Origin of the sequence: Halomonas litopenaei (assembly GCF_003045775.1) — a bacterium.
Lineage (GTDB): Bacteria > Pseudomonadota > Gammaproteobacteria > Pseudomonadales > Halomonadaceae > Halomonas > Halomonas litopenaei.
In genome coordinates this window covers 1-22,675 of the sequence record NZ_PXNS01000015.1, presented here as the reverse complement: position 1 = coordinate 22,675, position 22,675 = coordinate 1, and the positions used below count along the sequence as shown (strand labels likewise).

Below are 22,675 nucleotides of genomic sequence, written 5' to 3'. Positions count from 1 at the left end.
TCAATCCCGCTTCGAGAACACCAGCACCACGGCGTGCAGCAACAGTCCTGCGGTCGCGCCTTGGGAAAGCACCGCCAGGCCAAGCGCCATGCCATCGACCAGGGTGCTGTAGATCGCCATTACCACCAGGCCTACGACCATGCAGCCCAGCAGGGTGAACAGCATGCGTAGAAAGCGCGAGCGTCCCGCGCCATCGAGCAACCGCCACTGAAACAGGCTGGCCAGGGCCAGTACACCGAGCACGATATAGCCCAGCGTCTCGCGGGTATCGAGACCGGCCATCTGGTAGCGCGGCAGGGTCAGCGCCAGCACCAGCATCAGGCCGACCATCAGGCTCAGGCGAGCTGGGCTCGCGATCGCCCTGGCCATCAGGCCACCTTCAGGTTCTGACGGGCAATCCAGCCCTCGACCCAGGGCAGCGCCTCGTCATCGGCCATGAAGGTCTCCATGGCGTCGATCTCGAGCCGGTCGTCGAGGCGTGTTGCGCCCTGTTCCTCGAGCAGCTGGTCCAGGCGGCGCCCGGCGCCGCAGAAGGTTTCTCCGTAGGAGCTGTCGCCCAGGGCGATCAGGCCATAGCGAAGTTGCCCAAGGCCGGGGCTCTTGTCCTGCAACTCGCGCACGAAGCTGACGAAATTTCCCGGAAAGTCGCCGCTGCCGGTGGTAGACACGCAGAACAGCGCCAGATCGGGTGCGTCGTCGGTGACGTCGGCCAGGGTCGGGTTTTCGAGCACCGAAACCTCGTAGCCCGCGTCCTCGAATAACGGCTTGACCTGTTCGGCTACGTCGAGAGCACCACCGTACATGGTGCCAACCAGTATCTTGAGAGTAGGCATGTGATGGAATTACCTGAGAATTTTGGTCGGATTCTAGCACGTAGGCTGGCGCCTGCGCATCCCTCGGGCGCTGCAAGCCGTGTCTGGACCGGATACCATGGCAGGCCAGTTCACACTCCCCCGCCCACCGCCACCACACAAGCGAGAGCCCCATGCGCGAGACCTTCGAGGCCTGGATCACCCCCATCATGATCGGCGGCCTGATCCTGTTCATGTGCTTTATCATCTGGGACCTGGCGAAGCAGTCGAAGGCTGGCCGCTTCGGCACCCTGATGCTGTTCATCGTGCTTGGCGCCGGCATGCTGGGCTACGTGGCAAAGGTCGTCATTACCTGGTATCTGGAAGGCAAGGGGGTCTAGCAGCGCTCCTGGCGACATTTGCACTCGTCGACTCTTCCACCAGAGCCTCGGCCTCCAGGTCGACATCGTCATTGTCCATGGCGTCGTTGTCTTACCGATTCTGCCGTTTTGTTCGTACCGCCGATATCAGGTATCGAACCATTGTTGTATACAGTTTGTCGTCCTACATTGGATACACTAACGTTGCATAGTGTATTCAGTGACTACCGACGCCCTGACAACAACCACAATGGCCAGGATCATGCAGACACCCCCCACGACGCTGTTCGACTTCCACGGCCGGCCCGGCATAGCCCGGGCGCTGCCCATTTCGCTTCAACACGTGCTGGCGATGATCGCCGGTGTCATCACGCCGCCGCTTATCGTCGCCGGCGTGGTCGGCGCCACCCCGGCGGAAAAGCTCCAGCTGATTCAGGTAGCGGTGCTGGCCTCCGGCGTCTGCACCCTCTTCCACCTCTACGGCGTCTGGAAGTTCGGCGCCCGCCTGCCGGCCATCTTCGGTGTTGGCTTCGCCTATGTGCCAACGCTGATCGCCGTCGGCGCCCAGTACGGCATCGAAGGCATCCTGGGCGCCCAATTGATCGGTGGCATCACCATGATGGTGGTGGGCTACTTCATCCAGTTCATCCGCCACCTCTTTCCCCCGGTGGTGGCGGGCACCGTGGTGCTGGTGATCGGACTGTCGCTGTACGACATCGCCATCCGTTACATGGCTGGCAGTGGCAACGTCAACGCCGAAGGCTTCGGTGACCTCGTCAACTGGGGCCTGGGCGTTCTGACGCTGGTCACCGTTCTGGTGGCGTCCCAGTTCGGGCGCGGCGTGGTTAAGCTGTCGGCCATCATCATCGGCATGCTGGTGGGCTATCTGGTCGCCATACCGCTGGGCATGATCGACTTTTCCCCGGTGAACAACGCCCCATGGCTGGCGGTGCCGGAACTAATGCCGTTCGAGATGGAGTTTCACTCCGCGGCCATCATTTCCATGGTGGTGATCTGCGTGATCAATTCGGTCCAGACGATTGGCGATCTCTCCGCGACCAGCGTGGCGGGGATGAACCGGGAACTGGCGACAAAGGAACTCACCGGCGGCCTGCTCGGCAATGGCCTGACGACCACCCTGAGCACCTTCTTCGGTGCCCTGCCGACCTCCACCTACAGCCAGAACGTCGGCATCGTGGCGATCACCAAGGTCATCAGTCGAAGCGTCTTCATGCTGGCGGGTGTCATCGTGCTGCTGGCCGGCCTCAGCCCCAAGTTCGGCGCGCTGATGACGACCATCCCCTATCCGGTCATCGGTGGCGCCACCATCACCGTGTTCGGGATGATCACGGTGACCGGCATCCAGCTGCTGATCAAGGACGAGATGACCGCCCGCAACATGACCATCGTCGGGCTGTCGCTGGCCCTCAGCCTGGGCATCACCTCGGTGCCGTCGGCGATCGAGCAGTTCCCGGAAACGGTCAAGGACGTGGTCACGGGCGCACCCATCGTGATCGCCGCGATCAGCGCCTTCCTGTTGAACCTGCTGTTGCCACGCAAGACACTGGCCCAGGAGGCCCAGGAAAGGGAGGAAGAAGCCCGACAGACGAATCTCGATCGCCAGAGCACCGAGGAAGGCTGAGGCCCGGTGTGCCGGTGACCCTGATATCAGCAACGGCTGCACAGGCTCTGTTGCAAGGCTCCACTCCAGCCCCGCCACAAAAAAAGCGCCGCCCTCTTGGGGCGGCGCTTTTTACGATGACACTTTCCGTCACGACCTTCGGTTACGACACTTCTTCAGGGTGACGCCTTTACGGGCCGGAACCTTTCAAGACGGCGCAAGACGTCGCAAGACGACACCATCGTGGAGCGACGCTTGGCGATCGGACGAGGCCGGCAAAGCCAAGGCTTCACACCTCTAGGCTTCCTCGGGATGCCCCACCTGGCTTTTCAATTTCTGCCCGGGCCGGAAGGTCACCACACGCCGAGCCGAGATCGGAATCTCTTCTCCCGTCTTGGGGTTTCGCCCAGGCCTTTCACGCTTGTCGCGCAGGTCGAAATTGCCGAATCCCGACAGCTTGACCTGCTCGTTTTCCCGCAGACAGGCGCGAATTTCCTCGAAGAAGGCTTCCACCATGGTCTTCGCCTCCCGCTTGGACAGGCCGAGCTCGGTATGCAGATGCTCGGCCAGTTCTGCCTTGGTCAACGCTCCCATGTTCTTATCCTCATGGTGATGGTCACGCCAACCGTCCGCGCCCGTCAGGGGAAAGCGTCAGGCACGCAGCTCGGCATCGAGTCCCTGCCGAGCCGTTGCCACGATGGCATCGACCAACTGATTGATTTCTTCGTCATTTAGCGTGCGCGAAGGATGCTGCCAGGTCAAGCCCAAGGCCACACTCTTACGACCTTCGGCTACGCCTTTACCCTGATAGACGTCGAAAAGCCCCAGTTCGGTGAGCCATTCACCGGCTTCGGCACGCACGCGGTCGAGCAGCGCCTGCACCGGCTGGTCCTCATCCACCACAAAGGCCAGGTCGCGACGCACCTCGGGATACCGTGACAGCGGCGCAAAGGCAGGGATGCTGCCCTGGCTGAGCGCGTCGAGGCGCACCTCGAACAGCACGGCGTCGGTCTTGAGACCGAGCTTGGCCTTGACCGCCGGGTGCAGGGTGCCGATCCAGCCGGCTTCCTCGCCGCGATGGAGGATGCGCGCGCACTGCCCGGGATGCAGTGACGGGTGCTCGCCCGGCTCGAAACGCCAGGCGTCGGCGCTGCCGGTCACTTCGAACAGGCTCTCGAGGTCACCCTTGAGATCGAAGAAGTCGACCTTGTCGCGACCGCCGGCCCAGCCTTCGGGAAGGCGCGAGCCGCAGACGATGGCGCCGAGCATCGGCACCTGCTCCAGTTCATCGAGCTCGCCGCGGAAAACGAGGCCGCTCTCGAACAGGCGCACGCGGGTCTGCTGGCGATTGAGATTGTGCTCAAGCGCCCTGACCAGGCCCGGGAACAGGCTCGCCCGCATCACCGACAGATCCGCCGAAATCGGGTTGGCCAGCACCGGCGACACCGCTTCAGGCAGCAGCACACGCTGCAGCTCCGGGGCGACGAAACTGTAGGTGATCGCTTCCTGGTAGCCACGTGCGGTCATTTGACGACGCAGCCGCGACAACGGGCTCCTGGACTCATGGTCCGCCTTGAGCGCCAGACGCACGGCGGGGCGACGCACCGGCAGACGGTTATAGCCGTGAATCCGCGCCACTTCCTCGATCAGGTCTTCCTCGATGGTGACGTCGAAACGCCAGCTCGGCACCTTGACCCGGAAGCCAGCCTCGATGCTTTCCACTGCCATGCCCAGGCGCTCGAGGATCTCGCCGACCTCGGCGTCGTCCAGGCGCTTGGACAGCGCCTTGGCCAGCCGCTCGGTGCGCAGGGTCACCTCACGCTGAGCCGGCAGGTGAGCGTCGGATGCCTGCTCATTGAGCGGCCCGGCTTCGCCGCCGCAGATGGCGATCAGAAGCTCGGTGGCGCGCTCGATGGCACGGCGCGTCAGCTCGGGATCGACGCCGCGCTCAAAACGATGCGAGGCATCGGTGTGAAGCCCGTAGGAGCGCGCTTGCCCGGCCACCGCCAAGGGGGTGAAGAAGGCGCCTTCCAGGAAGATATCGCGGGTGGCCTCGCTGACACCGGAGTGTTCGCCGCCCATCACCCCGGCTAGGGCCAGCGGCCCCTTCTCGTCGGCGATGATCAGGGTGCTCGGGTCGAGACTGACGGTCTGGCCATCGAGCAGCACAAGTTCCTCGCCCTGGCGCGCCAGACGCACAATCACGGCACCCTCGAGGTTGGCACGATCGAAGGCATGCAGCGGCTGCCCCAGTTCCAGCATCACGTAGTTGGTCACGTCCACCGCCGGGTCGATGGCGCGCACGCCGCTGCGGCGCAGACGCTCCACCATCCACATCGGCGTGGGACGGCTGATATCGACGCCCTTGATCAGACGGCCGATATAGCGCGGGCAGCGCTCTGCGTCCTCGACCCTGACCGGGAAGGTTTCGTCATGACTGGCCGCAACCTCGGAGATCTGCGGCTCGTTGAGGCCAAGACGGTTGAGCACGCCGACTTCGCGGGCCAGACCCTGGACGCTCAGACAGTCGCCGCGGTTCGGCGTCAGATCGACCTCGATGGTGTGGTCATCCAGGCCCAGGTAGTCGCGCAGGGCGGTGCCCACCGGAGCGTCCTCGGGCAACACCAGGATCCCCTCGGAGGTGCCCTCCTCCAGGCCCAGCTCCGAGGCGGAGCAGATCATGCCGCGGGACTCGACGCCCCTGAGCTTGGCCTTCTTGATCTTGAAGTCACCCGGCAACACCGCGCCCACGCGGGCGAAGGGGATGTGCTGACCGGCGGCCACATTTGGCGCGCCACACACCACCTGCACGGTCTCGCCGCTACCGTCGTCGACCTGACAGACGTTGAGCTTGTCGGCATCAGGGTGCGGGGCCTTGTCGACCACCTTGGCCACTACCACCTCGCTGAAGGCCGCCGCCACGGGTTCGACGGCGTCCACCTCGAGCCCCGCCATGGTGATCTGGTCGGCAAGCCCTTGGGTGGAAAGCTGCGGAGATACCCACTCACGCAGCCACTGTTCGGATACTTTCATGAGGACTCCTTGACGTCCTGTTCCTGCATTCGGTGTTCTTTATCGAGCCCTCTGGCCCGCAGCGCTCAGTGAAACTGACGAAGAAAGCGCAGATCGTTTTCAAAGAACAGGCGCAGATCGTTGACGCCATAGCGCAGCATGGCCAGGCGCTCGGCACCCATACCGAAGGCGAAACCGGTATAGCGCTCGGGATCGATGCCGCCGTGACGGAAGACTTCCGGGTGGACCATGCCGCAGCCCATCACCTCGAGCCAGCCGGTGTGGGAGCACACACGGCAGCCCTCACCGGCGCACATTACGCAGGCGATATCGACCTCGGCGGAGGGCTCGGTGAAGGGGAAGTAGGACGGACGGAAACGTACCGACAGGTCATCGCGCTCGAAGAAGGCATGCAGAAAGTCTTCGATGGTGCCCTTGAGGTCGGCGAAACTGACGTCTTCCTCGATCAGCAGGCCTTCGACCTGATGAAACATCGGGGTATGGGTCAGATCCGAGTCACTGCGGTACACCCGACCCGGGCAGACGATGCGGATCGGCGGCTCCTCGGCCTTCATGGTACGCACCTGGACCGGCGAGGTGTGGGTGCGCAGCAGCCGGGTGGCGTCGAAATAGAAGGTGTCGGCCATGCCCCGCGCCGGATGGTGGGCCGGGATGTTCAAGGCTTCAAAGTTGTGGTGGTCGTCTTCGAGCTCTGGCCCCACCGCCACCTCGTAGCCGATGCGACGGAACAGGCCTTCGATACGCTCCAGGGTGCGTGTCACCGGATGCAGGCCACCGGTTGGCTGTCCACGACCCGGCAGGGTCACGTCCAGGCGTTCTGCGGCAAGCTTGGCGTCGAGTTCGGCCTTGGCCAGGGCCTCGCGCCGGGTATCGAGTTCCTTGGCCAGCTCCTGCTTGGCCTGGTTGATGCGCTCACCGGCCGCCGGGCGCTCCTCGGCGGGCAGCTTGCCGAGCCCCTTGAGCAGCGCGGTCAGTTCGCCCTTCTTGCCCAGGTACTTGACGCGAATCTCGTCGAGTGCGGCCATGGAGTCGGCTGACTGGATGGCGTCGCGAGCTTGTTGAACCAGGTCGGGAAGGTGGTCCATACGTTGAGCTCCGATATCGTTGATCGTTCAGTGGTGGAGTGGTCGCGCAATAGTAGAGAGATCGCGATGAAAAAGGGGTCGCCAAAAAAACAGGGGAAGAGCGGCTGCTCTTCCCCTGGGGCGATCATGAACGCTCGTCTCCCCATGGGGAGAGCTCGCTCATCATTCGAACGCGCTTACTGGGCAGCCTTGGCCTTCTCGACGATGGCAGCAAAGGCTGCCTTCTCGTGAACGGCCAGGTCAGCCAGGACCTTGCGGTCGATTTCGATACCGGCCTTCTTCAGACCACCGACGAAGCGGCTGTAGGACAGACCGTGCTGACGGGCACCGGCGTTGATACGCTGGATCCACAGGGCACGGAACTGACGCTTGCGCTGGCGACGGTCGCGGTACGCGTACTGGCCGGCCTTGATGACGGCCTGCTTGGCAACGCGAAAGACGCGCGAACGGGCACCGTAGTAGCCCTTGGCCTGCTTCATGATCTTCTTGTGACGACGACGGGCGACGACACCACGCTTGACACGAGTCATAGCACTCTCCTGACGTTAAAGGGGGTTCACCAAGGGTTTATACGTACGGCAGCATGCGACGCACGAGTGCCTTGTCGGCGTCGTGGATCTGCTGCATGCCGCGCAGCTGACGCTTACGCTTGGTGGACTTCTTGGTCAGAATGTGACTACGGAAGGACTGCTTGTGCTTGAAGCCGTTGGCAGTCTTCTTGAAGCGCTTGGCAGCGCCGCTGTTGCTCTTGATCTTCGGCATGAGAATAACTCCGCTCGAGTTTCTTTAGAAAATCCGGGGCCAATGGCCAGCCTTCACAGGCTGACCAATCGTTGAACCGGCCGTCGGATCACTTCTTCTTGGGGGCAATGATCATGATCATCTGGCGCCCTTCCATCTTGGGGAAGGATTCCACGGTCCCGATTTCCTCGAGATCCGCTGCGATCCGTTCCATCAGCTTGCGGCCGATGTCCTGGTGCGCCATTTCACGCCCGCGGAAACGCAGGGTGACCTTGCCCTTGTCGCCACCTTCGAGGAATCGAATCAGGTTCTTCATCTTGACCTGATAGTCACCCTCGTCGGTGCCAGGACGGAATTTGACTTCCTTGACCTGGATTTGCTTCTGCTTCTTCTTCTGAGCAGCCTTCTGCTTCTTCTGCTCGAAGACGAACTTGCCGTAATCCATGATCTTGCAGACGATCGGATCGGCATTGGAAATCTGTACGAGGTCCATCCCTTCCGCTTCGGCACGCTCAAGGGCGTCGCGGGTATCCACGATGCCAAGCTGTTCGCCGTCGCTGGCGATCAGGCGGACCTGATCTTCGGTGATGCGCTCGTTCATTGGCGGACGCTTGTCCTGGGGGCGTCCTCTGGGGTTGCTTCTCTTGATGGTTCCGTCTCCACTGTAGCTTTGGAAGGTGCGAGAGCTGGGAAGGTGCGTGCCTAGAGCCTCACACGAGGGGGCGGCCCATGCCGCCTACCCGTTAGTACCGCTCGGCCTGAACTCGTTCAATAAAGGCGTCCACGGTCATGGTGCCCAGATTTTCGCCGCTGCGCGTACGCACAGCCACCGAGTCGGCCTCTACTTCCTTATCTCCGACCACCAGGAGATAGGGTACCTTCTGCAACGTATGCTCGCGAATTTTAAAGCCGATCTTCTCGTTCCTCAAGTCCGACTTGACGCGAAGACCGATTTTTTGCAGTCGTGAGGTCAAGGCTTCGGCGTATTCCTTCTGGGCATCGGTGATGATCATCACCACCGCCTGCTCCGGCGCGAGCCACAGCGGCATGGCGCCGGCGTAGTGCTCGATCAGGATGCCGATGAAGCGCTCCATCGAACCGACGATGGCACGGTGCAGCATGACCGGCGGCTTGCGCTCGCCCTCTTCGGTCACGTACTGGGCACCCAGGCGCGTGGGCATCATGAAGTCGACCTGCATGGTGCCGACCTGCCACTCGCGGCCCAGGCAATCCTTCATGTGATACTCGATCTTGGGACCATAGAAAGCGCCCTCGCCCGGCAGCTCCTGCCACTCGACCCCACAGGCCTCCAGCGCGCCACGCAGGGCGTTCTCGGCACGATCCCAGGTGTCGTCGTCGCCGATGCGCTTTTCCGGGCGCAGGGCGATCTTGATCGCGATATCCTCGAAGCCAAAGTCGCTGTAGACCTTGAGCGCCTGGCGATGGAAGCTCGTCACCTCAGGCTGCACCTGCTCTTCGGTACAGAAGATGTGGCCGTCGTCCTGGGTAAAGGCGCGCACTCGCATGATGCCGTGCAGCGCGCCGGACGGCTCATTACGGTGACAGCCGCCAAATTCGCCGAAGCGCACCGGCAGTTCACGGTAGCTGCGCAGGCCGGAGTTGAACACCTGGACGTGGCCCGGGCAGTTCATCGGCTTGAGCGCGTACTCACGCTTCTCGGACTCGGTGAAGAACATGCCGTCGGCGTAGTTATCCCAATGGCCGGACTTCTTCCACAGCGACACGTCCATGATCTGAGGGCAGCGAATCTCCTGATAGCCGCCCTCCTTGTAGACGCCGCGCATGTACTGCTCGACGCGCTGCCACAGGGTCCAGCCGTTGGGGTGCCAGAACACCATGCCCGGCGCCTCTTCCTGCATGTGGAAGAGGTCGAGACGACGCGCCAGCTTGCGGTGATCGCGCTTCTCGGCTTCCTCGAGGCGGTGCAGGTAGGCCTTGAGCTGCTTCTTGTCGCCCCAGGCGGTGCCGTAGATGCGGGTCAGCATGGCGTTGTCGGCGTTGCCGCGCCAGTAGGCACCGGCCAGCTTGGTCAGCTTGAACGCCTTGAGGTGACGCGTGTTGGGCACGTGGGGCCCACGACACATGTCGGTATATTCCTTGTGGCGGTAGAGGCGAATAGTGTCGCCTTCGGGAATCCCGCGCACGATTTCCTGCTTGTAGGGCTCGTCGCGATGCAGGAATTCCAGCATCGCGGCATCACGATCGACGTACTCGCGGACCACGTCGTACTCTTCATCGATCAGCTGCTTCATGCGCTTCTCGATGGTCTCGAGGTCCTCCGGGGTGATCGACTGGCCGAAATCGATGTCGTAATAGAAGCCGTCGGTGATCACCGGGCCGATGGCCATCTTGGCCTCGGGATAGAGCTGCTTGACCGCGTGCCCGATCAGGTGGGCACAGGAATGCCGGATGATCTCCAGGCCTTCCTCGTCACGTGCGGTCAGGATCGCCACCTCGGCGTCCGTCTCGATCAGGTCCGCGGCGTCCACCAATACGCCGTCGATCTTGCCGGCCACGCAGGCCTTGGCAAGTCCCGGGCCGATGCTCTCGGCCAGTTCCATGACGCTAAGGGGGGAATCGAAGGTTCTCTGACTGCCGTCAGGCAGTGTCACGATGGGCATGCAAGCTGTCCTTGTGCGCAGTGGTGATCCATACCAGGGATCACGTGTCGCCAAAATGGATTCGAGGGGTGAAACAGCGACATAGAATATCAGAAATGGCGCCGCCGGCGCCATGCTCTACCCCTGCGAAGGGCGTCGCCACACCTCTGGCGAGCGGGATGGCAAGACAGGCCACCACCACCCGAAACGCAGCGAGGCGCCCGAAGGCGCCTCGCTGATGTCATCGCGCTCGATCAGGTGATCGAGACGGACTCGGTCAGGGCAGACTTACTGCCACTCACCCAGTTCCACACGACGGTTTTCCGCACGACCTGCATCGGTGTCGTTGGTCGCGATGGGCTGCTCTTCACCGTAACCGATGGCACGCATGCGGTTCGGCTGAACACCCTGGCTCGCCAGGAAGCGAGCAACGGAAGCGGCACGCTCCTGAGACAGCTGCTTGTTGTAGCTGTCGGAACCGACGCTGTCGGTGTGACCTTCGATGCGCACGCCGACGTTCGGATTGGCGCGCAGACGCTCGGCAACACCAGCCAGAACCTGCTCAGCCTGAGCGGTCAGGACGGCGGAGTCGAACTCGAAGTTCACGTCACGCAGGACCAGGTCCTTTTCGCAACCGAGGGAGTTGACCTCGACGCCAGCCGGAGTACCCGGGCACTGGTCCTGGAAGTCCGGCACGCCATCGTTGTCGGAATCCAGCGGGCAACCCACTGCGTCCACGGCGACACCGGCCGGAGTACCCGGGCACTGGTCGTTGGCGTCGTAGACGCCGTCACCGTCGGAATCCTTCGGAGCGTTCATCGGCTCCTTGTTCGGCTCGGCACACAGCAGAGCGCCAGCCACGGTGCCGACGGTCGCGCCGACAGCAGCGCCGGTTTCCTCGTCGTCATCGCTGGTGGTGCCGTAGCCGATACCACCGCCGATCAGACCACCAGCGATACCACACACCATCGGGTGCTGGTACCACGGCTTGGCGTCAGATGCGCTCATGCCGGAGGAGGACTGAGAGGCGGAGCTGGCGCAGCCGGAGAGGCCGACAACCAGTGCAGAACCGAGCAGCAAGCCAGTCGTTGATTTTTTCATGTAAGACTCCTTCTTCTATCTGACACTCAATGCTGAATACGGGTAACCCTGTTCTTCAGCGGGTCCAATGTTGTGCCGATCGAGAAACAGGATAGGTACCCTACTTCCTCATAGGCAAGAAAAGCATGAAATACAGCGCCTAGCCAGTCTATTAGTCGCCAATATCTCAACGTCTTCTGCCAACGGCCCATCGTGCAAGACAATTGCTGCACGACCAATCCCTTGCAGGCGATATCATGACGTATCGCTTCTGTACAATCAAACTAGCACAGGCGATACCCGCCCGTCATTCACTTCATCGAACAGTGTTCGAGATCGCTCAATTGAGAGAGTCGGGGTAACGGGCTTGAAAATCCAGCGCAGCCTGTGCCGCAGCCAGCACATCGTCGCGATTCGCTTCTTCCACGGCCAGTCGCTGCTTGTCTTCAGCGAACCGCTCCTTGGGCGTAAGCTCTTGACGCGCCTGATGTGTGTGCAGATGACGGGTCTGTTCGTAGACCTCGGCAAAGACTCTGAACTCGCGCCGCTCAAGCAGTGCCGGATCGATGATCTCGAACAATACTTTCAACCGCCAGCAGCCTTCGGTCACATCGACCTGACGCTGCAATAGCGCCGACGCAACCAGACCGAGGTTTTCCAGGCCATTTTCCCTGGCACGACGTTCCTCGTCCCGAATCACTCCCTCTCGGCGCCGCACCTCATTCTTCAACGACCAGGCGTACCACGCCAACGCGGCAATGATGACAATGCCAAGCCCGAGCAAGGCATAAGCGAGCGTCGTGGACATGCAGCCCCCTGTGCGATGGTCAAAGGGGGCATTCTACACATCTACCAGAGAGGCTGAACCATTCATCGCGAGAAAGACCGGTGACTGCCGCCTGCATTGTTGCCACCTGCCGATGACACTCCCGTGACACCGGACCGTTGAACGAAGGTAGTCGGCCCTCACGGACTCAAGGCGATGCTCAGATAGTGATCCAGCAACAAGGCCAGAAAGACGCCGAGCAGATAGCGAATGGAAAACCAGAAGGCCTGCAAGGGCGCCTGTTCGTCGTGTCCACGCCAGACCCTGAGATTCCACTGCATGAAGCGTAGATTGAGCACACAGACGCTGACCAGATAGAGCCAGCCACTCATGCCGATGGTGAACGGCAGCAAGGTGGCGGCCACCGTCAACCAGCCATATAGCCAGACCTGCAGTCTGGCAAAGGCGAGGCCATGGGTCACGGGCAGCATCGGTACCCCTGCCTCGGCGTATTCATCGCGCTTGTAGATCGCCAGCGCCCAGAAGTGCGGCGGCGTCCAGGCAAAGATGATCAACATGAGCAGCAGCGGCTCGGCTCCCACTGTCCCGGTCACACTGGTCCAGCCCAACAGTGGCGGCGCGGCACCGGCGACTCCACCGATGACGATATTCTGCGGCGTGGCCCGTTTCAGAAACACCGTGTAGATCAACGCATAACCGACCAGCGACAACAGCGTAAGCCAAGCGGTCAACGGATTGACGGTCAGCGCCAGCAGCGCCACCCCCGAGGTGGACAATGACAGCGCCCAGGCCAGCGCCAGTGGCGTCGACAAGCGACCGGACGCCAGCGGGCGCCGCGAGGTGCGATGCATCCGCGCATCCAGCTTGCGATCCACCACGTGGTTGATCGCCGCCGCCCCGGCGGCGGCCAGTGCAATCCCGATAAGCCCGCACACCATGGCGTTAAGCACAGCTGGCGATATCGCACCGGGGATCGCCAGCAACATCCCCACCAGGGCGCATACCAGCATCACCATGACCACTCGCCATTTGCACAACGTCAGCAAGTCACGCCATAGCGGATGGGTCGCTGCCCCCATGGCCTGTGCATCACGCATGGAGCCACCCTCCTCTGGTCTGGCGTTGACGTCCCTTCACCGCCTGTCTTGAATGGCGCAGCTTCCACGCTACCAGGGTAAAACTGAAGACCAGCAGTACCGCGCCGGCAGTATGTAGAAGCGCCAGTCCCAGCGGCAGCCACAGCAGCACATTGGCGATACCCAGGGCGACCTGCAAAGCTGTCGCTCCTGCCAGCGTCAGCAGCCAGGGCCGCATCTCACGGCGATGCCAGCGACGGATCACCACCAGTGCCAGCGCCAGCGTCAACGCCAGCGCTCCCAGCCGATGGGCCAGATGGATCGTCGTGCGTGCTTCGGCGTGCAGGGCCCCGTGCAGATAGTTGGGCCCCACCGTCTGGGTAAGGTGAAAGCCCTCACCCCAGTCGGTGTCGGGAACCCACTGGCTATTGCAGGTGGGAAACCCCTGACAGGCGATGCCCGCGTAGTTGCTGGAGGTCCAGCCTCCCAGCGCCAGTTGCAGCACCAGCAGCATGGTGGCCACCCCCATCAGCGCCCCCAGTGGTCGGGCAGCGAGCGCCGCCTCGCCCCTGGCGACGCGACGCAGGCGCAGATGCAGCCAGATGAACAGCGTCATCACCGTGAGACCACCCAGCAGGTGAAGGGTTACCACCTGGGGCCACAGCTTGAGGGTCACGGTGTAGGCACCGAAGGCCCCCTGCACCATCAAGGCGGCGAACAGCATCAGCATCAGACGCCAGGGAAACCCAGGCTTGCGCCGCCTGGGCCAGGCCAGCACCAGCAGGGCCATCACCATGACCCCGAGACATCCGGCCAGGTAGCGATGAATCATTTCCATCCAGGCCTTGGATGCATCCAGCGGTGCATCCGGACTATGCAGCAGAGCGCTGCTTTCATCGGGCACGACCAGCGCCCCATAGCAGCCCGGCCAGTCGGGACAACCCAGCCCCGCATCCAGCAACCGGGTGAAGGCACCGGCCATGATGACCAGGGCGGTGAACAGCGCCCCCACAAGACTCAGGAGCCGCAGCGTCGCCAGGCGTCGATCATTCATGGCGCACCTCCTGGCGGGCGTCTTCGCTGGCACCTTGGCTGTCGTGCAGACTGACCAGTTCGGTGGCACCTTGCGTAGCCTCGGCCTCACCGGGATCTTCGCCCAGGGCAGCAAGCGGTGGCTCGGGGTTGCGCTTGAACAGATGCTCGATGTCGTCCATCACCGCCCGGGTCTCCACCCCGGCAGGATAGGCGACTGCCACCCACCCCTGGGGGTCAAGCAGCCACGCCTGCCCCTGACTGGCCCACTCCGGCGACTCGGTCCAGGTCATCAGCGACTCGCCAGGCAAGGCGGCAGCGTCTCCACCCAGGCGCACCCGACTCAGACGATGGGCGTCCTTGCCCAGCGCCCGATGCAGGCGCCACCAGCGATCCGCGTCTTCGGCGCAGCTATCGCCGCAATCGTAGGCCAGGGTCCAGGCATGCGCCGCGAGCTCCCCTCCACGATCGCGACTGGCAATGTCTGTGCGCTCGAGAGCCGGCCACCGGGACAGCGGCGGCACATCGGCATCAAGCGCCCCGTGGGCGGTACGGTTGCCGGGAATCCCGATACGGAACTCGACCATGCCCCAGGCAAGCGCCATGGGCATCACAAAGATCGCGATCAGTGCGACCAGCTTCAGCCGCTGCCACCCCATCGTCGTCATCCTCGCACCTCCACTCCTTGCGTCGACACGTTCGGTCCTGTCGTGTCCGCTGGGCTATCGATAGACTCTTGTTCTCGCGGTGATCTGTTGGTCTCGTAGTCGTCTCTTGTTCTCGCGCTAGCCTCTTTTTCTCGTTGATGTCGCTTGTCTTTCGACCCTTTCCTGTCTTTCGCGGCGTTATTGTCTTCCGCGGTTTTCTTTCGCAGTCTCGCCATCTCAGGGCCTTAGCGCTCTTGCCTGGCGGGCATATCAACAATTGACCTTTCAGCGCTCGTGACGCCCGCCGCGCAAAGATCGCGATAAAGTCGTCGACCTCCAAACAGCAGCGCCAGCAGCGCCACCAGCGAAAGCCCCCACCACTGCAGTGCATAGGCCAGATGTCGCTCTGGTGGCATGACGTTAGGCGTCCACCAGTCCTCCAGATGCCCGGGACCCTGGCGCTGATGCAGCCAGCCGGCAAAGCTGAACTCCTCGTTCCAGGCTCCGAGTTCGATGCGCTGCAGTCGCGTGCCTTCGAGGTTGTCACCGAACCGCGGCGTACGCCGGCCATCCGCCTGCCAGTCACCGCTCAGCGACACCAGCCCCTTCGGCGTCGCTGCATAGGGCGCCTGGCGCGACACCCCTGTCTCGAGAAAGCCACGCTCCACCAGCCACCGCTGCCCCTCGACGTCGACAAAGGGCGTGAGCACCGCCACCCCGAGTCGATTGCCGAGCATCCGGTTGTCCAGGTAGAGGGTTTCGTCGGCCTGAAAGACGCCTTCGAGCGACAGGCGGCTGCCGTCCGGCGGCAATGTCCCTGGCATGTTCAAGGTCGGTGCCTCGGCAAGGTTTGCAAGATAGTCGCGCTTGCCGGCGGCGCGCTCCCACTGCCATAGTCCAAGGCCGATACCCAGCACCATCAGCGCTGCACACAGCAGGCACCAGGCCACCAGCCGACCCGGACCACGCCTTTTCCCCTCACTCGAACGGACTCTCACCATGCTGCTCAAGATCCTGATTCTGATCGTGTTCGTGGCCATGCTGGCCAGTCTCGCGGCCGGGGTCGGCTTCCTGCTCAAGGACGACAGCCACTCACGCCGCCTGCTGGTCTCGCTCAAGATCCGGGTAGCCCTGGCCGCCCTGCTGCTGGCGTTGCTGGCCTATGGCTTCGCCACCGGAACGATCGGCTGAGCGGCCCCCACGCCGCCTGCCTCAGAACACGTAGACAAAGATGAACAGCCCCAGCCAGACCACGTCGACAAAGTGCCAGTACCAGGCCGCCGCCTCGAAACCGAAGTGGTTGTCGCCACTGAAATGGCCCTTGCGGATACGCATCAGGATGCTGGCCAGGATGATGGTGCCGATGATGACGTGAAGGCCATGGAAGCCCGTCAGCATGAAGAAGGTCGAGCCGTAGATGCCCGCCTCCAGGGTCAGGCCCAGGTGATGGTAGGCTTCGTAGTACTCGACCCCCTGGATGATGATGAAGAAGGTGCCCAGCAGCACCGTACCGAACAACCAGTTGTGGGTAGCGCGACGCTCCCCCATCTTCAACGCTTCGTGGGCGACCGTCAGGGTAATGCTCGAGGACACCAGCAGCAGGGTGTTGACCAGCGGCAGCTGCCACGGACTAAGGGTCTCGGTCGGCCCCGAGATGGCGCTGTCCGGTGGGTTCTCCAGCGGCCAACTGGCGGTGAAGTCGGGCCACAGCAATGCCGACACGCCCTTGGCACCTTCACCATCGAGCCATGGCAGCGCCAAAGTCCGCACATAGAACAGCGCACCGAAGAAGGCGCCGAAGAACATCACTTCCGAGAAGATGAACCAGCCCATTCCCCAGCGGAAGGACCGATCCATCTGGGCGTCATAGAGCCCTGACATGGACTCCTTGATGACATCCCTGAACCACAGCACCATCACCGCCAGGATGCCCACCAGCCCCGCCAGCATGATCGGCGACCCCGCCGCCCCGTGCACCAGCCAGGTGCCCCCGCCGACCATCATCACGCCCATGGCCAGGGAACCGAGGATCGGCCACTTGCTGGTCGCGGGTACGTAGTAGCTGCCACCACTCATGCTTCACCTCCTGGATCTTCGCCAGACGCCGGTCGGCGTCCCTTGTCACTGCCCGGTGCGCCGTCGGCCACCGTCGCCACCGCCACGTCCGGTCCCTGGTCCTGCGGGTAGAGCGTGTACACCAGGGTCACGGTCTTGATCTCTTCGGGGAGATCGCGGGTCAGTTGAAACACCAGTGGCGCCTCGAAGCTCTCCCCCGGCGCCAGCCGTTGATTGTCGAAACAGAAACAGGCCAGCTTGCGCAGATGTAACGACGCCGGAGATGGGGTCACGCTGGGCACCGCCCTTGCCACCAACGCCTGGTCACCCAGATTGCGAAAGGTGAAATACACCTCCGTGCTCTGCCCTGGGTGAACCCGAACCTGGCGACTGTGGGCCTCCAGCTTCCACGGCAGTCCCGCACTGCCACGGGTCACGAACTGCATCGTCACCGTGCGTTCGGTATCGACCTCTTCGTGCACCAACGTCTGAGCGCTGGTCGAGGTCTTGCCGTTGAGGCCCGTCACCTGGCAGAAGACGTCGTACAGCGGGACCAGGGCAAACGCGAAGCCAAACATCCCCGCCAGCACCACCAGAGTCTTCACCACGGTTCGTCGAACCTGGGGACTGCGATCCTCGACGACGTCCGTCATGGCGACACTCCCGACTCAGTGCTCCACCGGCCGATACTGAGGCGGGTGCTCGAAGGTATGCAGAGGCGCCGGGCTCGGCACCGTCCACTCAAGATCCTCGGCGCCATCCCAGGCCTTGGCCGGCGCCTTCTTGCCGCCCCGCACGCACATGATCACGATGACCACGAACAACAGCTGCGAGAAGCCGAACATGAAGGCACCGATACTGGAGAGCATGTTGAAGTCGGCAAACTGCAACGAGTAGTCGGGAATTCTTCGCGGCATGCCGGCAAGCCCGGAAAAATGCATCGGGAAGAAGGTCAGATTGACCCCGATCATCGACAGCCAGAAGTGCCACTGAGACAGGCGCAGGTGCGGGTAGTGGCCGGTCCACTTGGGCAGCCAGTAGTAGACCCCCGCCATGATCGAGAACACCGCGCCGGGCACCAGCACGTAGTGGAAGTGCGCCACCACGAAGTAGGTGTCGTGGTACTGGAAGTCCGCCGGCGAGATCGCCAGCATCAGCCCCGAGAAGCCACCGATGGTGAACAGCACCACAAAGGCGATTGCGAACAGCATCGCCGGCTCGAAGCTGATCGAACCCCGGAACAGGGTGGTGATCCAGTTGAACACCTTCACCCCGGTCGGCACTGCGATCAGCATGGTGCTGTACATGAAGAACAGCTCCGCCACCAACGGTAGCCCCACCACGAACATGTGGTGCGCCCACACCAAAAACGACAGGATGGCGATGGATGCGGTGGCGTAGACCATGGAGGCATAGCCGAACAGCCGCTTGCGGGCGAACGTCGGAATGATCACCGAAACGATGCCGAAGGCCGGCAGGATCATGATGTAGACCTCGGGATGCCCGAAGAACCAGAACAGATGCTGGAACAGCACCGGATCACCACCGCCACCGGCATTGAAGAAGCTGGTGCCAAAGTTGATGTCCATCAGCATCATGGTGACCACCCCGGCCAGCACCGGCATTACCGCGATCAGCAGGAAGGCGGTGATCAACCAGGTCCAGACGAACAGGGTCATGTCCATCAGGCGCATGCCCGGTGCGCGCAGGTTCAGGATGGTGGCGATGATATTGATCGCCCCCAGGATCGAGCTGATACCGGCGATGTGCAGCGACAATATAAAGAAGGTGGTGGACGGCGGCGCGTAGGTGGTGGACAGCGGCGCATAGAAGGTCCAGCCGAAATTCGGCGCCCCACCCGGCATGAACAGCGTACTCAACATCAGGGTAAAGGCGATCGGCAGCAGCCAGAAGCTGAAGTTATTGAGCCTCGGCAACGCCATGTCCGGCGCCCCGATCTGCAGCGGCACCATCCAGTTGGCCAACCCGACGAAGGCCGGCATCACCGCGCCGAACACCATGATCAGGCCATGCATGGTGGTCATCTGGTTGAAGAACTCGGGCTGCACCAGCTGAAGACCGGGCTGGAACAATTCGGCCCGCACCACCAGCGCGAAGACCCCACCGATCAGAAACATGGTCAAGGAGAAGATCAGATAAAGGGTACCGATCTCCTTGTGATTGGTGGTCAGTACCCAGCGCATCAGACCGCCTGGGCGATAGTGATGCTCGTCGTGTCCCGCCGAGCTGGCCTCGGAGGCCGACGACTCGAGTCGATGCTTGGGAGGCAGTGACGCCATGGCGAAGATCTCCCCTGTTGGCCGCCTGCCTGACTCTTGGCGGGCGTCGATGGTGCGTTCAACGTGACTCCTGAGAGCCCCCGGTTGCTCGGACTGGTCATTCGTCGACCATCCCTTGTTCGCTATTCCCTTGCTCGTTCATTTCTTGTGCTTGCATTTCCCGGCACCTGAACCGCTCTCCAATCGCGATCCCGACAGCCGTCCGTCCGGCTACTCGGACAGCATGTCGGCGATATCGGCCGGCTGGGTCACCTCGCCTGTCTCATTACCCCAGGCGTTGCGTTCGTAGGTGATGACGGCGGCGATCTCCACCGGATTCAGGGTGGTGCGGAAGGCCGGCATAGCGGTACCCGAGACACCGTTGACGACGGTATCCAGATGGCGCTCCGGTTCGTCCAGCAGTGCCTGGTTGCCCGCCAGCGCCGGGAAGGCAGGCGGCAGGCCACTACCATCGGCCTGGTGACAGGAGGCGCAGATGGAGCCGTAGACCTGCTCGCCACGCTCCATCAGTTCGTCCATGGTCCATTCGCGATCCACCCCCTGGGCCTCCTGGGCCGCGGCGGCCTTGCGCTCGGCCAACCAGGTATCGAACTGCTCCTGCTCGACCGCCTCGACCACCACTGGCATGAAACCGTGATCCTTGCCGCAGAGTTCCGCGCACTGGCCGCGATAGATGCCGGGCTCGTTGATGCGCACCCAGTTTTCGTTGACGAAGCCTGGCACCGCGTCCTGCTTGACCGCCAGTTCGGGCACCCACCATGAGTGGATGACGTCGTCGGCGGTCAGCAGCAGGCGTACCTTCTTGCCCACCGGCAGCACCAGGGGTTCATCGACTTCGAGTAGATAGTTTTCCCCCTTCTCGCTCTCGCCGGAGATCTGCTCGCGGGGGGTCGCAAGGTTGGAGGTAAAGTCGACATCTTCACCCAGGTAGCTGTAGTGCCAGCGCCATTGCTGGCCGGTCACCATCACATCCAGGTCGGCGTCGGAGGCGTCGTACATCTTCTTGAGCGTGGCGGTAGCCGGCACTGCCATGCCGACCAGAATGAGCAACGGCAGGGCCGTCCAGATCACCTCGACGGTGGTGTGCTCATGGAACTTGGCGGCCTTTGCGCCCTGGGAGTGACGATAGCGGAACAGCGAGTAGAACATGGCGCCGAAGACCACCACGCCAATGATCACGCAGATCCAGAAGATCGTCATGTGCAGCGAATACACCTCACGACTGACGTCCGTCACCCCGACCGGCATGTTCCAGTCGGACGCCTGGAGGTGCCCTCCGAGTCCTGCGAACAGCGTTCCCGCAGTCATCCACACATGCCGCATGCGCATCGATGCCTCCTGGAGCTCGTTGTTATCTTGTTGGCTCGCCAATGGCTCGAGTATAGAAGAGCCTGGTCACTGCCCCGCCTGTAGCGGGCCGAGCCGTCAACGCAAGACGCCACCCTGCCAACGGGTCACTCAACCCGCCGCCAGGGTGGCGATCACAATCAGAATCACGACAAACAGCACCCCCATGAGGATGCCTACGACGATAAAGCTGGACGCCTTGCCGGTGGTGAAGTCTTCCTGACGCCGGGACTCGCGCTGCACGCCGAAAAACGCGGCGAGTACCGACTTGATGGTCTTCCACATCTTGACCTCCGGCCCAGTCCCTTCGCTTGACCATAGTTCAGCCGGAGACAATTTGCGTTGCGCATTAGACGAAGGTCAGAGTCCGAATATCGCCACAATCAGCGGCAGCAAAAAGGCGGTGATCAAGCCCGTCAGTCCCATGGCAAGGCCAGAGAAGGCGCCGGCCATGGCCCCCAGCTTGGCGAACGCCTGGGCCGTACCAAAGCCGTGGGCGGAAAGTCCCATGGTAAAGCCCTGGATCACTGGGTCCTTGATGCCGAGTAGACGAAAGATGAACGGCCCCAGCGCACAGCCGATGGAGCCGGTAATCAACACAAGCCCCGCCGCCAGTGACGGAATACCACCAATCTTCTCCGCCACCCCCATGGCGATGGGCGACGTTACCGAGCGCGGCGCCAACGACAGCACGGTTTCTGGCGCCGCCCCGAACAACAGGGCAATACCAAGGGTCGAGGCAACCGCGGTCACGATACCCGCGCCGCAAGCTACCAACAGCGGCAGCAGTAGCTGACGCACCCGCTCGCGATGGTCATACAGCGGGATGGCCAGCGCCACCGTGGCTGGCCCCAGCAAAAAGTGGATGAACTGGGCGCCCTCGAAGTAGGTGGCGTAGTCGATCCCGGTGACCAGCAGGAAGGAAATGATCAAGGCAATACTCAGGGTTACCGCGTGAAGCAGCGGCGTGCCGCCCAGCCACTTGTTGATGCGCACCGCCAAGGCGAAGGCCAACAGCGTGACCAGCAGCGACAACAGCGGATTGCCGGACAGATAGACCCATAGCTCGTCGAGTTCGGCCACATCCATTACCGACCTCCCCGGCGAGCAGCCAGCCTTGCCATGACCCAGGCGGTGACCGCCAGGGTCAGCGCCGTGGACAGCACCAGCGTCGCCGCGATGGCGAGCCAGTCATCGGCGATCAGGCGGCCATGCACCATCAACCCGACACCCGCAGGCACGAACAGAAGCGTCAGGTAGCGCAGCAGACCTTCCCCTGTCGTACGCAGGCTCTTCGGCACCTTGCCGCGAATCGACAGTCCGATCAGCAGGATCACCATTCCGATCACCGGCCCGGGTATCGGTAACGTCAGCCCCCGCGCGATCAACTCACCAGCGAACTGACACGCCAGCAGTAGACTCATTCCCAGAATCAGCGGCATTCCCTGGTCCTCCTCGTGTCCCATTGCCTACCAATAGTGTGTCAGAGCACGGACAAAGTGGGCAGCGCTGACGCCCGGGGCTGGTCAATTTCCAACCAATTGAAATAAAAGCGCAAAAGGGGCTTTTCATTTTGAAATGAACGCGCTAGTATACGCCTCGTCTTAGGGGGACAGGCCAGACGGTCACACAACCCATAGGCCAAGTCGGAGCGTGGCGCAGCTTGGTAGCGCGTTGCAATGGGGTTGCAAAGGTCGCAGGTTCGAATCCTGTCGCTCCGACCACTGAACATGCGAAAAACCGCCACTAACGGGTCATGCCGAGTGGCGTTTTTTCGTTTGACTGGTCCACTACAGCTCCATGAGCACCATTCACCCTGGTTGCCCTGCCACGCAGGTTTCTCAGCGCGTCTAATTTTGCTTGAAGCTTCGTTAATGCCTAATATGAGTTGGCAAACAACCAAAAAGGCCATTGAGCAGGGAACGACAAAATGCGAGCAGAACGACCAGCATACTTCGAGCGCGGGCACTTGCCGAGATTGATTCCGTCCGTAGCCGATACAAACCGCGAGGAAAGAGCACGGCGGTCTCAACCTACAAGCGCAACACTATTGGAGTGCCGGAGATCCGGGCACTGACT

General features: G+C 62.4%; 25 protein-coding genes and 1 tRNA gene. 4 read left to right on the top strand and 22 right to left on the bottom strand.

The features are described from left to right. Positions 1 to 369 (bottom strand): hypothetical protein, encoded by a 369-nt coding sequence (locus C6W88_RS18730; RefSeq protein WP_045991487.1) that lies wholly within the window; start codon positions 367 to 369, stop codon positions 1 to 3. Beyond that, positions 369 to 833 carry a flavodoxin domain-containing protein gene (locus tag C6W88_RS18725; RefSeq protein ID WP_045991488.1) on the bottom strand — a complete coding sequence of 155 codons (465 nt, stop codon included), beginning with the start codon at positions 831 to 833 and terminating at the stop codon, positions 369 to 371. The genes C6W88_RS18730 and C6W88_RS18725 overlap by 1 nt, the downstream gene beginning before the upstream one ends. Before the next feature lie 152 nt (positions 834 to 985). Between C6W88_RS18725 and C6W88_RS18720 the strand changes: the two genes are divergently transcribed. Together C6W88_RS18720 and C6W88_RS18715 are read left to right on the top strand one after the other, a co-directional pair. Next, positions 986 to 1,192 (top strand): DUF2788 domain-containing protein, encoded by a 207-nt coding sequence (locus tag C6W88_RS18720; protein ID WP_045991489.1) that lies wholly within the window; start codon positions 986 to 988, stop codon positions 1,190 to 1,192. Positions 1,193 to 1,433: 241 nt separating this feature from the next. Then, the gene (locus C6W88_RS18715; protein WP_108133571.1) at positions 1,434 to 2,813 is read left to right on the top strand and encodes a uracil-xanthine permease family protein; all 1,380 of its coding nucleotides are present in this window, start codon (positions 1,434 to 1,436) and stop codon (positions 2,811 to 2,813) included. 276 nt (positions 2,814 to 3,089) lie between these two features. On the opposite strand, the gene ihfA is transcribed toward C6W88_RS18715, so the two are convergent. The 13 genes from ihfA to C6W88_RS18650 all read right to left on the bottom strand — a co-directional run bounded on the left by ihfA (position 3,090) and on the right by C6W88_RS18650 (position 15,895). Further along, positions 3,090 to 3,386 (bottom strand): integration host factor subunit alpha, encoded by a 297-nt coding sequence (ihfA, locus tag C6W88_RS18710; RefSeq protein ID WP_045991491.1) that lies wholly within the window; start codon positions 3,384 to 3,386, stop codon positions 3,090 to 3,092. A gap of 57 nt (positions 3,387 to 3,443) precedes the next feature. Continuing rightward, a complete protein-coding gene (pheT, locus tag C6W88_RS18705) occupies positions 3,444 to 5,825 on the bottom strand; it encodes a phenylalanine--tRNA ligase subunit beta (RefSeq protein WP_108133570.1) in 2,382 nt (793 codons plus the stop codon). Between the two features lie 65 nt (positions 5,826 to 5,890). Further along, positions 5,891 to 6,910, bottom strand: a complete 1,020-nt coding sequence (gene pheS, locus C6W88_RS18700) for a phenylalanine--tRNA ligase subunit alpha (RefSeq protein ID WP_045991493.1) — start codon at positions 6,908 to 6,910, stop codon at positions 5,891 to 5,893. Between the two features lie 176 nt (positions 6,911 to 7,086). Then, positions 7,087 to 7,440 carry a 50S ribosomal protein L20 gene (gene rplT / locus C6W88_RS18695; RefSeq protein WP_045991494.1) on the bottom strand — a complete coding sequence of 118 codons (354 nt, stop codon included), beginning with the start codon at positions 7,438 to 7,440 and terminating at the stop codon, positions 7,087 to 7,089. Between the two features lie 37 nt (positions 7,441 to 7,477). After that, positions 7,478 to 7,672 (bottom strand): 50S ribosomal protein L35, encoded by a 195-nt coding sequence (gene rpmI / locus C6W88_RS18690; RefSeq protein WP_045991495.1) that lies wholly within the window; start codon positions 7,670 to 7,672, stop codon positions 7,478 to 7,480. An 88-nt stretch (positions 7,673 to 7,760) separates the two neighbouring features. Beyond that, on the bottom strand, positions 7,761 to 8,300 hold the full coding sequence (gene infC, locus C6W88_RS18685; protein WP_083970214.1) for a translation initiation factor IF-3: 540 nt from the start codon (positions 8,298 to 8,300) through the stop codon (positions 7,761 to 7,763). Positions 8,301 to 8,394: 94 nt separating this feature from the next. Continuing rightward, positions 8,395 to 10,293, bottom strand: a complete 1,899-nt coding sequence (thrS, locus tag C6W88_RS18680) for a threonine--tRNA ligase (RefSeq protein ID WP_045991497.1) — start codon at positions 10,291 to 10,293, stop codon at positions 8,395 to 8,397. 267 nt (positions 10,294 to 10,560) lie between these two features. Next, the gene (locus tag C6W88_RS18675) at positions 10,561 to 11,373 is read right to left on the bottom strand and encodes an OmpA family protein (protein ID WP_045991498.1); all 813 of its coding nucleotides are present in this window, start codon (positions 11,371 to 11,373) and stop codon (positions 10,561 to 10,563) included. 319 nt (positions 11,374 to 11,692) lie between these two features. Beyond that, positions 11,693 to 12,160: a DUF2489 domain-containing protein gene (locus C6W88_RS18670; protein ID WP_045991499.1), complete on the bottom strand. Its 468-nt coding sequence runs from the start codon at positions 12,158 to 12,160 to the stop codon at positions 11,693 to 11,695. A gap of 158 nt (positions 12,161 to 12,318) precedes the next feature. Next, on the bottom strand, positions 12,319 to 13,236 hold the full coding sequence (gene cyoE, locus C6W88_RS18665) for a heme o synthase (RefSeq protein ID WP_108133569.1): 918 nt from the start codon (positions 13,234 to 13,236) through the stop codon (positions 12,319 to 12,321). Next, positions 13,229 to 14,269 (bottom strand): COX15/CtaA family protein, encoded by a 1,041-nt coding sequence (locus tag C6W88_RS18660; protein ID WP_108133568.1) that lies wholly within the window; start codon positions 14,267 to 14,269, stop codon positions 13,229 to 13,231. Before C6W88_RS18660 ends, cyoE begins: the two co-directional genes overlap by 8 nt. Further along, positions 14,262 to 14,915 carry a redox-active disulfide-containing membrane protein gene (locus tag C6W88_RS18655; RefSeq protein ID WP_181248683.1) on the bottom strand — a complete coding sequence of 218 codons (654 nt, stop codon included), beginning with the start codon at positions 14,913 to 14,915 and terminating at the stop codon, positions 14,262 to 14,264. Before C6W88_RS18655 ends, C6W88_RS18660 begins: the two co-directional genes overlap by 8 nt. A gap of 224 nt (positions 14,916 to 15,139) precedes the next feature. Continuing rightward, positions 15,140 to 15,895 carry an SURF1 family protein gene (locus C6W88_RS18650; RefSeq protein ID WP_108133567.1) on the bottom strand — a complete coding sequence of 252 codons (756 nt, stop codon included), beginning with the start codon at positions 15,893 to 15,895 and terminating at the stop codon, positions 15,140 to 15,142. On the opposite strand from C6W88_RS18650, the gene C6W88_RS18645 reads away from it, so the two are divergent. After that, positions 15,894 to 16,085: a DUF2909 family protein gene (locus C6W88_RS18645; RefSeq protein ID WP_045991503.1), complete on the top strand. Its 192-nt coding sequence runs from the start codon at positions 15,894 to 15,896 to the stop codon at positions 16,083 to 16,085. The two genes, C6W88_RS18650 and C6W88_RS18645, sit on opposite strands and share 2 nt — an antisense overlap. 21 nt (positions 16,086 to 16,106) lie before the next feature. Here the strand turns inward: C6W88_RS18645 and C6W88_RS18640 are convergent, their stop codons facing one another. The 7 genes from C6W88_RS18640 to C6W88_RS18610 form a co-directional block, all read right to left on the bottom strand. Next, the gene (locus C6W88_RS18640) at positions 16,107 to 16,970 is read right to left on the bottom strand and encodes a cytochrome c oxidase subunit 3 (RefSeq protein ID WP_045991504.1); all 864 of its coding nucleotides are present in this window, start codon (positions 16,968 to 16,970) and stop codon (positions 16,107 to 16,109) included. Further along, entirely contained in the window at positions 16,967 to 17,602 is a 636-nt protein-coding gene (locus C6W88_RS18635; RefSeq protein ID WP_083970215.1) for a cytochrome c oxidase assembly protein, read from the bottom strand. The genes C6W88_RS18640 and C6W88_RS18635 overlap by 4 nt, the downstream gene beginning before the upstream one ends. 15 nt (positions 17,603 to 17,617) lie before the next feature. Further along, positions 17,618 to 19,249 (bottom strand): cytochrome c oxidase subunit I, encoded by a 1,632-nt coding sequence (gene ctaD / locus C6W88_RS18630; RefSeq protein WP_045991505.1) that lies wholly within the window; start codon positions 19,247 to 19,249, stop codon positions 17,618 to 17,620. A gap of 210 nt (positions 19,250 to 19,459) precedes the next feature. Continuing rightward, entirely contained in the window at positions 19,460 to 20,578 is a 1,119-nt protein-coding gene (gene coxB / locus C6W88_RS18625) for a cytochrome c oxidase subunit II (protein WP_108133566.1), read from the bottom strand. A gap of 129 nt (positions 20,579 to 20,707) precedes the next feature. After that, a complete protein-coding gene (locus C6W88_RS18620; RefSeq protein ID WP_083970217.1) occupies positions 20,708 to 20,881 on the bottom strand; it encodes a DUF2970 domain-containing protein in 174 nt (57 codons plus the stop codon). A gap of 75 nt (positions 20,882 to 20,956) precedes the next feature. Then, positions 20,957 to 21,685, bottom strand: coding sequence for an LrgB family protein (locus tag C6W88_RS18615; protein ID WP_045991506.1), 729 nt, complete (start codon positions 21,683 to 21,685; stop codon positions 20,957 to 20,959). Further along, the gene (locus tag C6W88_RS18610) at positions 21,685 to 22,038 is read right to left on the bottom strand and encodes a CidA/LrgA family protein (protein ID WP_108133565.1); all 354 of its coding nucleotides are present in this window, start codon (positions 22,036 to 22,038) and stop codon (positions 21,685 to 21,687) included. Before C6W88_RS18610 ends, C6W88_RS18615 begins: the two co-directional genes overlap by 1 nt. Positions 22,039 to 22,243: 205 nt before the next feature. On the opposite strand from C6W88_RS18610, the gene C6W88_RS18605 reads away from it, so the two are divergent. Continuing rightward, positions 22,244 to 22,320, top strand: a tRNA-Pro gene (locus C6W88_RS18605). Positions 22,321 to 22,675 lie beyond the last annotated feature (355 nt).